The organism is Nostoc sp. CHAB 5836 (genome assembly GCF_020829445.1).
GTDB lineage: Bacteria > Cyanobacteriota > Cyanobacteriia > Cyanobacteriales > Nostocaceae > Nostoc.
On record NZ_JAIVFV010000039.1, the window covers coordinates 34,783 to 46,316 of the forward strand.

Annotated in this window: 8 protein-coding genes and 1 pseudogene; all 9 read left to right on the forward strand. The window is 40.5% G+C overall.

Going from position 1 to position 11,534, the window contains the following annotated elements:
• Positions 1-104: 104 nt before the first annotated feature.
• Positions 105-356: pseudogene (locus tag LC605_RS10625) on the forward strand (hypothetical protein); the annotation flags it as partial.
• Positions 357-612: 256 nt separating this feature from the next.
• Positions 613-2,079 (forward strand): phosphoglucosamine mutase, encoded by a 1,467-nt coding sequence (gene glmM, locus LC605_RS10630; protein ID WP_229547514.1) that lies wholly within the window; start codon positions 613-615, stop codon positions 2,077-2,079.
• Positions 2,080-2,591: 512 nt separating this feature from the next.
• Positions 2,592-3,332 (forward strand): glycosyltransferase family 2 protein, encoded by a 741-nt coding sequence (locus LC605_RS10635; RefSeq protein ID WP_229547515.1) that lies wholly within the window; start codon positions 2,592-2,594, stop codon positions 3,330-3,332.
• 65 nt (positions 3,333-3,397) lie between these two features.
• Entirely contained in the window at positions 3,398-5,044 is a 1,647-nt protein-coding gene (gene hpsL / locus LC605_RS10640) for a hormogonium polysaccharide biosynthesis protein HpsL (protein ID WP_229547516.1), read from the forward strand.
• 11 nt (positions 5,045-5,055) lie between these two features.
• A complete protein-coding gene (locus LC605_RS10645) occupies positions 5,056-6,210 on the forward strand; it encodes a glycosyltransferase family 4 protein (protein WP_229547517.1) in 1,155 nt (384 codons plus the stop codon).
• A gap of 79 nt (positions 6,211-6,289) precedes the next feature.
• Positions 6,290-7,276: a hormogonium polysaccharide biosynthesis glycosyltransferase HpsN gene (gene hpsN / locus LC605_RS10650; protein WP_229547518.1), complete on the forward strand. Its 987-nt coding sequence runs from the start codon at positions 6,290-6,292 to the stop codon at positions 7,274-7,276.
• 71 nt (positions 7,277-7,347) lie between these two features.
• Positions 7,348-8,523 (forward strand): hormogonium polysaccharide biosynthesis glycosyltransferase HpsO, encoded by a 1,176-nt coding sequence (gene hpsO, locus LC605_RS10655; protein ID WP_229547521.1) that lies wholly within the window; start codon positions 7,348-7,350, stop codon positions 8,521-8,523.
• 188 nt (positions 8,524-8,711) lie between these two features.
• Positions 8,712-9,899, forward strand: a complete 1,188-nt coding sequence (hpsP, locus tag LC605_RS10660) for a hormogonium polysaccharide biosynthesis glycosyltransferase HpsP (RefSeq protein WP_229547522.1) — start codon at positions 8,712-8,714, stop codon at positions 9,897-9,899.
• Positions 9,900-10,463: 564 nt separating this feature from the next.
• Complete coding sequence (locus tag LC605_RS10665; RefSeq protein ID WP_229547519.1) at positions 10,464-11,102, forward strand: peroxiredoxin; 639 nt, start codon at positions 10,464-10,466, stop codon at positions 11,100-11,102.
• The last annotated feature ends 432 nt before the right edge of the window (positions 11,103-11,534 follow it).

The window sequence follows — 11,534 nt, forward strand, 5'->3', positions numbered from 1 at the left end:
GCTGTAATTTTTGGAGAAGAAAACTTTTGAAAATATCTTCCTAAATCTGACTTTTCCTCGTGATAAGGCAACCACTCCTTGCGTTCTCCACTGTCTATAATTTTAATATTGTGACCACGATCGCTGTTTACAAGTTTTCGTTTTTGAGTAGAGAGGAAGTGGAAGCCGTGTTGGGACTGACTTTAGAGCAAACAAGGGTTTATCGGGAAGCGAAAGCTGAGGGACGAGAAGAAATATTGAAAGCAGCTGTGCCACTGTTACTAAAAACAGGAATGAGTATAGAACAGATTGCTCAACAACTGAATGTTGAGGTAGAAGCTGTCCGGCTTGCTGCTGTTGAGAACATGGACAAGTAAGCGCAACAGGATAAGATGATCGCACAGAGTAAAGTCTCTGAGTTTGAAATAGGCAAAATGTGGAGACTTTACTGATAACGTAAAAAGGAATAGTGATTTCATCAAAGATTTACAAAAACAGAGGGAATATTTCAGTATTATTACTTAAGATCATCTTAATCTAGAATGAATTTTTAAAAAGAAAAAGCATGACTAAATTGCTGAATAAAGTCTTAAGTGCTATTTTTCAGTGTGATTGTATGGAGTGTTTAAACGTATGGTTTCATCTATAACTCTGGCACTGGGCATATCGGGGGGTTCTGCTTCGGAAACAGAGGGATTGGGCAAAGAGATTGAGAGCAGTTTTGGGCTGAATTTAATCCCGCTACCAGCAAATCCCTTATTTGGCACAGATGGGATTCGCGGACGAGTGGGAGAATTACTGAGTGCGCCCCTAGCATTACAAGTTGGTTTTTGGACGGGGATTGTTTTACGTAACCATGCTACTCAAGTCGGGCCAGTCATTCTCGGACAGGACTCCAGAAACTCGAGCGATATGCTGGCAATGGCTTTGAGTGCAGGGTTAACAGCAGCAGGATTAGAGGTTTGGTATTTGGGATTATGCCCCACTCCTGGCATTGCCTATCTCACCAGCATCAGTGATGCCATCGGCGGAGTGATGATTTCTGCCAGCCACAATCCCCCAGAAGACAATGGAATTAAGGTTTTTGGTGGCAATGGTGGGAAGTTACCGCAAATATTGCAGGCAGAAATAGAAGCCGGACTACGTGGCAAGATATCACCTATTACTAAAGTCAGTAATTGCGGACGGCATTACTCACGTTTGGAGTTAGTGGGGCATTATAGTGAGGCGTTGAAAAAACCGTTAAACACTGCTCTAAATCTTCAGGGAATGAAGATTGTTTTAGACTTGGCATGGGGAGCAGCAGTTGGGTTAGCACCATCACTATTTACCCAAATGGGGGCAGAAGTAATCTGCTTGCATAATGAAGCAGATGGCGATCGCATTAATGTTAACTGCGGTTCCACTCATTTAGATATTCTGGCAGCGACAGTACAAGAACACAACGCCGACATCGGCTTTGCCTTTGATGGCGATGCCGATCGCGTCTTAGCAGTAGACAATACAGGAAGGCAAGTTAACGGCGATTACATTCTCTACCTGTGGGGACGACACTTACAACAAAACCAACAATTGCCAGACAACCTGATTGTATCTACAGTCATGGCCAACTTAGGCTTTGAGAAAGCTTGGCAACAACAAGGTGGTAAGTTAATTCGTACCGCAGTCGGCGACCAATATGTGCAAGCCGAAATGTTGCGGACTGGGGGAATGCTAGGCGGCGAACAGTCAGGTCATATTCTTTGCCGTCATTATGCTGTGACTGGAGATGGCTTGTTAACAGCATTACATATAGCAGCTTTGGTGAAAGAGGCGGGTGTTTCTCTTCGCGAATTAGTAGATCAAAGCTTCCAGACCTATCCGCAATTATTGCGGAACGTGCGAGTAATCGATCGCGATCGCCGTTTAGGATGGCAAGATTGTCAACCTCTGCAACAAGCGATCGCTCTTGCTGAAGCTGCAATGGGTGATTCCGGCAGAATTTTGGTTCGCGCTTCCGGCACAGAACCAGTCATCAGGGTGATGGTAGAAGCTGCCAATGGCGACCTTGCCAACCACTGGACAAATGAATTAGTTTCGCAAGTCCAGCAACACATATAGCCTTTCCTAATCACATGAGCGACATCAGAGCAAGCGAGGAGCTTGCTCTTAGAGAATGTTTAAAAAGTCCTCTTGTAGCTTCTGCAAATTAACCAACCTTGGTCATCTGCGGAAAATTTAGTATTTGCACTTTTAAGTATATAGGACTTACGCACAGGTAAGGTCAAACGAACCACAGAGGACACAGAGTTCAGGGAGAAATGAGAGTTTGAGAGGGTTTTTGCGTAAGTCCTAGTATATAAATAGTCTCTTTTATAACACAATACAGTTCAGTTAAGCATTTCTTTGTTCTCTTTCTTCTCTTTCTTTGCGTCCTTTGCGTCCTTCTCCCAGGGGGAGACGCTACGCGATTGCGGTTCGTTAAAAAATTGACTTTGGCAAAGAGTTTTAGCCTTAACTGAACTGTATTGTTTTATAACAGAAATTCAAAGTCTCTCTCCTTTTAGGAGAGAGAAATAGAAGAGAGGTTTTCCAGATGCCGTGAAAAGTCAGGTCTTCTATAAGGTAATAAAATGCTTGTTTTTGTTATCCCACTTAAAAGTCCGCAAGTTTCCAATTCCTGGGAGCGTGTCATCCAATTATTTGAAAGATGCATCAAATCAATTTGCAATCAAACCTCTCCTAATTTTCAAGCTATTGTCGTTTGCCATGAACAGCCAAAAATAGAATTTCATCATCCCCAGATTACTTATCTTACAGTTGACTTTCCTCCTCCCAACGAGACTAACCCTATAGCTAGAGGAGACACAGATAAAGGGCGCAAAATATTAAAGGGATTAATGTATGCTCGTCAATTTTCTCCAACTCATACTATGACAGTTGATGCAGATGATTGCATCAGTAAAAACTTAGCTGCATTTATTAAGCAACATCCTAACTCTAATGGATGGTTTATCAATAAAGGTTATAAATATCAAGAAGGTAGTAAATATATATATATTAAAAGAAAAAATTTTTATTCCATGTGCGGCACATCTAATATTATCCGATATGACTTAAATTTTTTACCAGAAAATGCAGAATATAATCGGGGCTATGGATACTACAAATACTATATAGACCACGGAAAAGTCAGAGGCGTGCTAGAAAACAAAGCTAAACCTATTGAACCATTACCATTTCTTGGCGCAGTTTACATTGTAGAAACAGGAGAAAATCTTTTTTACGGTTCAATGAAGTTAAACTTCAGCATTTTTGATCGAAAATCCTTAACTCAATCACTTCAGGATGAATTCGGTTTGTACACGCTATAGCCATTACAATCCATTTGTATGTAAGCTATAGATGTTTTTTAAGGCTAATAGGCTACAGCGCCACTATGCCGAAATCTAAGTCAAAATCTCAAAAATCAAAAAAACAGGCTGAAAAAGAAACTCCTACTCTTAGCCTCAAAGAACAGTTAGCCCAAAAGCGCAAAGCAGCTCAAGCACTTAAAGAATTCACTAGCTTACTCAGCACCGCTACCTTTGTCGGTGTCTTCTTTGGCATGATACTTTTTTTCGTAGCTGGAATTAAAGCGGCAGTTCCTGGTGTCTTAGGGATACTGATCATGTCTCTTTCCTATAAATACCCACGCCAAGCGCTATATGCCTTCATCATTTACGTCCCAGTTGGCGGTACTATCACTTATTATTTAGGCAATAGTCCCATACTCCAATTGGCTAAAGATGCTTTTTACATTCCAGCGCTAATTGGACTTTGGCAGACTTGCCGTAAACAGGGGCTACCCCTAATTATTCCCCAAGGCATTAAAATCCCATTTTATATTGTTTTAGGTTGCAGTCTGCTAACGCTCTTATTTATCAATGGTGGTCAGCAGTTTAACCCGCCTAGTCTCGGACTCTTGGAAAAAGCACCCCCAGAAATACCTGTAGGCATGGGAATTCTGGGACTGAAAGTATTTTTAGGCTATGTCCCCCTGATTGCTTGTGCCTATTATCTAATTCGCGATAAGCGGGATTTTCTATTTTTATCGCGCCTCCAGATTGTCCTCACATTAATTTGTTGTGTCCTGGGTTTTATTCAATACCTCTTACTACTAACTGGTGTATGTCAAGGCACTAGAGGTCTTGAAGGAGATGCCTTATTTAGAGCGACACTCGAAGCCAGGTGTTATTTTGGTGGAGCGCTAGTATATAGCCCCGAAGAAGGCATTATTCGCTTACCAGGGACATTTGTAGCTCCTTGGCAGTGGGCATGGTTCTTAATTGCCAGCACCTTTTTTACCTTTGCCACCGGCTTCACTGACCCTTCTATAAAGTGGCGGTTGGTTGGTTTAGGTTCTTTAGTCGCAGTCGTGATCAATGCTGTAATTTCTGGACAAAGAATCGCCTTAGCTTTAGTACCAACCTGCTTCGTTATTTTATTATTGCTTACTGGTCAAATTGCCAACCTCAAACGGTTTATCCCCATAGGTGTGGGACTTGCCTTGATTCTAGGAATTGCGATGGTGACTAACCCTGATGTCGTACAACAGAGAACCGAGAGTTTTACAGGTCGATGGGAAGCTTCACCACCTCAAGACTTTATCATCCAGCAATTTGAAGAAAATTGGAAAAACGTAGACGGGCCTCTGGGAAGTGGCTTAGGTCGAGCAACTAACTCTGCCCGTGCAATGGGTAAAACTAAGCTTGTGGAAACCTACTACCCGAAAGTACTTTATGAAGTTGGAATTTTTGGGGTGCTGGGGTTTCTGGGTTTGGTAACAAGTTTAACAATTATTAGCTTTAAAACCTATCGATCCATAAAGAACCGTAATTTCCGCAGTTACGGAGCAGCTTTGTGGGTGTTTATATTGTTTATTAGCTATAACACCTACTACTATCCTCTAGATGTTGATCCAGTTGCTGTCTACTATTGGTTTTATGCGGGAGTTCTTTTTAAATTGCCAGAACTGGAGAGACAAGATAACGAAGATGCCAATCCTGAGCAAAAAAAACAGAAGAAATCTCTGAAAACAATTTAAATCAAATAAAAATGGTAAAAGTTATCATCGGAGGTCAAAAACACCTCAGCATTCCAAACCTACCTCGAAATTCTCGCCATACACTCATCCGCCCCAAGCCTTTTCCCGCAGGCAGATATCCTATAGAAAAAATTTGGTATCCTTTTGGGAGTTTTATTGCTTGGCAACCTGTATGGGGAAGATACGAAGTTATTCATTCTTTCAACAGAATTTTATATACCAATAAACCTTGGTTTCTCACCTTTGAAGATCATCGTGTTTTATATAGAAATCCTCAAAACCCAGGTGAAGCTGCAATTTATGAATTATTGAATAATCGTTTAGCACAAGAGAATTGCCAAAAACTTATTGCTATCTCTGATTACGCCAAGTTGAGATTAGTTGAGCGGATAGAAGGTTGGAAAATAGAAGAACAAGTAAGTAAAAAAATAGATGTAATTCATCCAAATTTTCCAGTGAGAGTTAATCAATCTAAAATTTATCAACAACAAGAAAATCTTCAGCTTATATTTATCGGCAACCACATTGCCCGCAAAGGTGGAGTTGTTGCTTTAAGACTCGCCAAGAAAGCTGAAAAATTAGGTTTACCGATTACTGTACATATAATTTCGGGATTGGAACATGGTTCAGGAGTTCCGACAGATTTTCCTGATCGCACCAAATATGTAGAGGATTTAAAGTTACTTAATCTCAATAACGTTGTCTTTCATAAAAATATTCCTAATGACAAAGTTATTGAGTTATTATCACAGAGTCATTTTCAGTTAATGGCGACATTACATGATACTTATGGGTATAGTATCATCGAAGGATTTTCCGTTGGTACTCCGGCAATTGCGACAAATGTATGCGCCTTACCAGAGTTTATTCGTCATGGAGAAAACGGCTATATTTTAGAATTACCAATTAATGAAATTCGGCACTGGAGTAATTGGCTGCATGGAGAGAAAACGAAAACTAATGAATATTGGGAAATTGTCAATAGCGCTTATGACTATTTAGCAGAGCAAGCATTGCAACAAATAATTCAATTTCTTGATAGAACTGATAAACGAGAACATTATGAATTTTTAAGTACAAAAGCATTAGCTCAAGCGCAAATTGTGCATAACTCAGAAAAGCAAAATGAATTATTTGATCATCTCTATACTACAGCAGGAGTATGAACAATTGACTGAATGTGAATTGTAACTTTCTGGATTAGGGTAAAAATATTATACAAGTAGTAAAATTACTTAAAAAATCATGAATAATTATAATTATCCTTTAATGACTGTAGTTATCCCGACCTATGGTCGAGAGGAACCGCTACGCGATAGTATTGTGGATGTCCTAAAACAGGACTATCCAAATTTTGAAGTTTTAGTTGTAGACCAAACTGCAAAACACCAACCAGAAATTCAAGCCTACCTAGAAGAAATGGCGGAGGCAGGTAAAATTAAATGGTTGCACTTAGATTGGGCGAGTTTGCCAGGAGCGCGGAATTATGCTGTTCGACGGTCATCTGGTGAAATAATATTATTTATTGATGATGATGTTCAGTTAACTTCTGGATTGTTAGCAGCCCATGCGAAAAATTATTTGCACAACCCAGAGGTGGGGGCTGTGGCTGGACGGGTATTTGACAGAATGAAATTGGCTGATTCTGGAGGAGATTTACAGATTGAATATCTCCCTCCCCAAGCTATGGATCCAGGAATTGCTTGGTATCATATTGATTTAGTACATACCATCAAACCCCAACAAGTACTGACAGCAAGGGGTTGTAATATGTCATTTCGCCGCGAAATTTTTACCAAGTACGGGCTGAGGTTTGATGAGAGGTTTCGCGGTAGTGCAGTGCGCGAAGAGTCAGATTTTTGTTTGCGAGTGCGACAAACAGGGTATAAAATTTGGTACGACCCAGAGGCTCATTTGGTGCATTTAGGCGAAGAAACAGGGGGTTGTCATGATATTAGTATGCGATCGCTCAAATACCAACTCACCTTTTACCACAACCATTTTTTACTGGGGCTGAAAAACCTCACTGCTACTCAAGCTTTACGCCTATACGCCCGTTTATTTGACTGTCACGTCCTGGGACGCCCACCTTGCCATAAAAGCGGTTCCCCCATTAAAATTGCCACTCGCGCTATTTTTTACACTTTGGGTTTTTTCAAAGCCTTGGGTACTGTCATCCAATCAATATGGAATGATGGTCAAATTTACAGTCGATTGGATCAAAAAGTTTAATTATTGGGCATTGGGTATGGAATATTAGTTATTGAAAAAAAATGACGACAAATGACAAATGACAAATGACAATGAAAATCTTAGTTGCTAGTCACACCTATATCGTAGACCTTAACTGTGAAAAGTTGCGTGCTTTATCTCAACTAGAACCTGACATTGAAGTGACAGTTGTAGTTCCAAAGCGCTGGAAACCAGGTGGTGTACAAAACAGAATTATTGAAACTGAATACCAAGATGAAGGCAAATTTAGAATAGTTCCAGTTTCTAATTTTAGTCAAAATCATCAGGGACTCCTGACATTTGGGGCTGATTTGATATCTTTATTAAAACAATTTCGTCCCCAAATCATCCAAGTAGAACAAGGCTCTAGAGCATTGGCTTATACTCAAATGATTGCCTTAAATAAGCTATTAGGACTCAAAGCAAAAAATGTATTTTTTACTTGGTGGAACCTACCATATAATCTCAAATTGCCAATTGCTTTATTAGAAAAATATAACCTCAACCACAGCCACGGCATCATTTCTGGCAATGAAGATGGAGCGGAAGTGTTGCGAGAAAGAGGATATCAAGGCCCAATTAAAGTTATGCCCCAACTGGGCGTAGATGAAAGTTTATTTACTCCCAAAGCCCAACCAGATTTAGCAGCTAAATTGGGCATTGAAAAAGCAGATTTTGTTGTAGGTTTTGTGGGACGTTTTGTGCAAGAAAAGGGGTTATTAACACTTTTACAAGCCTTAATAAATGTGAAAAATAAAGCTTGGAAATTACTCCTGCTGGGACGGGGGGAATTACAAAGTGAATTAATCAAAATAGCGGCAGAAAACAATATTCAAGAACGGTTAATTTTTGTTGAAAGTGTCCCTCATGACGAAGTTGCAAACTATATAAATTTAATGAGTACTTTGGTATTGCCTTCAGAAACAACTTACAAATTTAAAACCTTAACTTCTGTTGGTTGGAAAGAACAATTTGGTCATGTGCTAATTGAGGCAATGGCTTGCCAAGTACCTGTGATTGGTTCTGATTCCGGTGAAATTCGCTATGTAATTGGCGATGCTGGTTTAGTATTTCCTGAAGGTAATGCCCAAGCCCTTGCTAATTGCTTAGTTCAATTAATGGATAAACCCTATTTTGCTCACTCTCTCGGTAAAATGGGTTATCAAAAAGCAATGATTAAATATACAAATAAAGCTTTGGCTAAACAACAATTAGAGTTTTATCAAGAATTGGTCATTGGTCATTAGTCATTGGTCAATACACTTGGGTTAAGCATTTCCTCCTTCTCTCTTCTCTCTGTGTTCTCTGCGCCTCTGTGGTTCGTAAAAAAAAGAGTTTCAGCCCTTTTGTGAACCGTATTTGGTTATTGGTCATTAGTCATTGGTCATTAACAATTGGACAAATGACAAAGAACAAAGAACAAATGACAAAAAAAATGAAAATATTACAAATTATCCCTTCAATTTCTTTAATTTACGGAGGCCCCAGTCAAATGGTACTAGGATTAGCTCCAGCGTTGGGAAAAGAGGGAGTGGAAGTTACAATTGTCACAACTGATAGTAATGGTGATAATGGTCAAACACCTCTGGATGTTCCTTTAAATTGCCCAATTAAACAAGATGGCTATGAAATAATTTACTTTCGTTGCGCCCCATTTCGGCGCTACAAATTTTCCCTCGATTTATTAAACTGGCTAAAACGTCATGCTCAGAAGTTTGACATAGCACATATTCATGCTCTATTCTCCCCCATAAGTAGTGCTGCTGCTATTGTGTGTCGTCAGCAAAAACTACCTTATATTTTCCGTCCTTTAGGTACTCTCGACCCGGCTGATTTACGCAAGAAAAAGCAATTAAAACGGCTTTATGTCGCAATTATAGAACGTCAAAATTTAGCTGGTGCGGCGGCTATTCATTTTACCAGCAATCAAGAAGCTAAAATATCACAACGATTTGGAGTATCTACACCAGATTTGGTGATTCCCTTGGGTGTGATTCCTCCTGAATCGCCTATTAAAAATGTATGTAGTCAGCTAAAAATACCAAAGGATGTACCTTTAGTGCTGTTTATGTCACGAATCGACCCGAAAAAAGGGTTAAATTTATTGATTCCGGCGCTAGAAAAACTGTTAGCGGTTGGTTATCAGTTTCATTTTGTCTTAGCTGGGACAAATCCCCAAGATCCAGATTACGAACAAAAGATAATATCCGAAATTCAAAATTCACCACTGCGATCGCACACTACAATTACTGGCTTTGTTACTGGTGAATCTAAGGTTAGTTTACTACAATCTGCTGATTTATTTGTCTTGCCTTCCTACTACGAAAATTTTGGCATTGCTGTAGCTGAAGCGATGGTAGCGGGTGTACCCGTAGTCATTTCTGACCAAGTGCATATTTGTCAACAGATACGCGATAGTCAGTCGGGTTGGGTAGGTGCAACAGATGTGCAAACACTGGTAGAGTTACTGCAAGAAGCTTTGGAAAATCCCCAAGAACGCCAACGACGGGGATTAAACGCCCAAAAATATGCATTGGAAAATTTTAGTTGGGATGCGATCGCCAAGCAAACAATCCAAGCTTACCAAGAAATTCTCAGGAACAAATTAACCCAACGCAGATAATAGCACAATAAAATGTAGAGACGTAGCAGTGCTACGTCTCTACAAGGGTTCTGGGTAACGCATATTTACTGTATTGCCATCTATCCAAGAGTGCTGACAACGTGACATACTCCACACACTCCCAATGAGAGTGAGTGTGGGCTTCTCAGGGACTCCTCTATGAGGACATTGACTGAGCTTTAAAGCCCTATGCCCTAGGGACTTTTAGAAATAATTCTTAACTTTTTCAACAGGCTGCTTTTCAGCATTTAATTTAATTACACCTATTAGGTAGTATTATATCAAATATTCGGCAGAAAAACTAATCAAGAAAATGTTCACTCCGACGCGGGAGTACCCGAAGAAGCTTTGCTATCATCGACCAACATTACTGACTTCGCTAGTTGGTCAATTCGTCACTCACTCGTATTCATCTCATCACCTCCCTATCGGGTAGGTGAGAGGCTTCTACTTTTTAAGCTAAAATTTTGTTTCAAACTGCTAAACTCCGATTGGGGAATAGGGGTTTTATGTCATGATGGCAAAGTAGAACACATATGCTTTTCTAAATACAGGGAATCTCACATGGCTCTCCGTCTCGGTGACACAGTACCCAACTTTACGCAAGCCTCAACACACGGCGACATCGATTTTTACCAATGGGCAGGTGACAGCTGGGTTGTGCTGTTCTCTCACCCTGCTGATTTTACACCTGTTTGTACAACAGAACTCGGCACAGTTGCCAAGCTCAAACCAGAATTTGACAAGCGCAATGTCAAAGCGATCGCACTCAGCGTTGATGATGTAGAATCCCACAAAGGCTGGGTGGGAGACATTGAAGAAACTCAAAGCACCACCCTTAACTACCCAATTTTGGCGGATGCGGATCGCAAGGTTTCTGACCTTTACGACATGATCCACCCCAATGCGAATGCGGCTGTGACAGTGCGATCGGTCTTCGTGATTGACCCCAATAAAAAACTCCGGCTGAGTTTCACATATCCCCCCAGCACAGGACGCAACTTTGATGAACTTTTGCGGGTGATTGATTCTCTGCAATTGACTGATAATTACAGTGTGGCAACACCAGCTGACTGGAAAGATGGAGACGATGTTGTAATTGTCCCCTCACTCAAAGATCCAGAAGTACTCAAAGAAAAATTCCCCAAAGGCTACCAGGAAGTCAAACCCTATTTGCGGCTAACTCCTCAGCCTAACAAGTAAATCTGAAAATCAGTAGATCGAAAATTTTTGTAAGTTGACGAAATGATCAGGGTTTCAGCCGACGCTTTCGGGATGATGATCGCGATGTCTACGACGGGCTGCACCTACGCTTGCACTGCACTCTTAACCAACCAACAACGCCCGCTCCTTGAAAAATAGACTCTAACACTCCTTACAGCAAATTGTGTTCCTAAACTCAAATGAACGGCTGGTAAGAGTTATGGAAAACTTTTCGATCTACTGACTTGGACGCTTAGGGACTTCCAATAAATAAATTACCCAATCTTGTGGGGCGGGCGAGACGCCATTGGTGTCAACTTAAGCTTGTTTAGCTTCACTGTTGGCTTCATCACCCGCTTGGGAATCAATTCCCAAGCTAATAGCTCAAGTCTACTGAAGTAGACTAAAGATTGTTGAGGAATTTAGTCATCT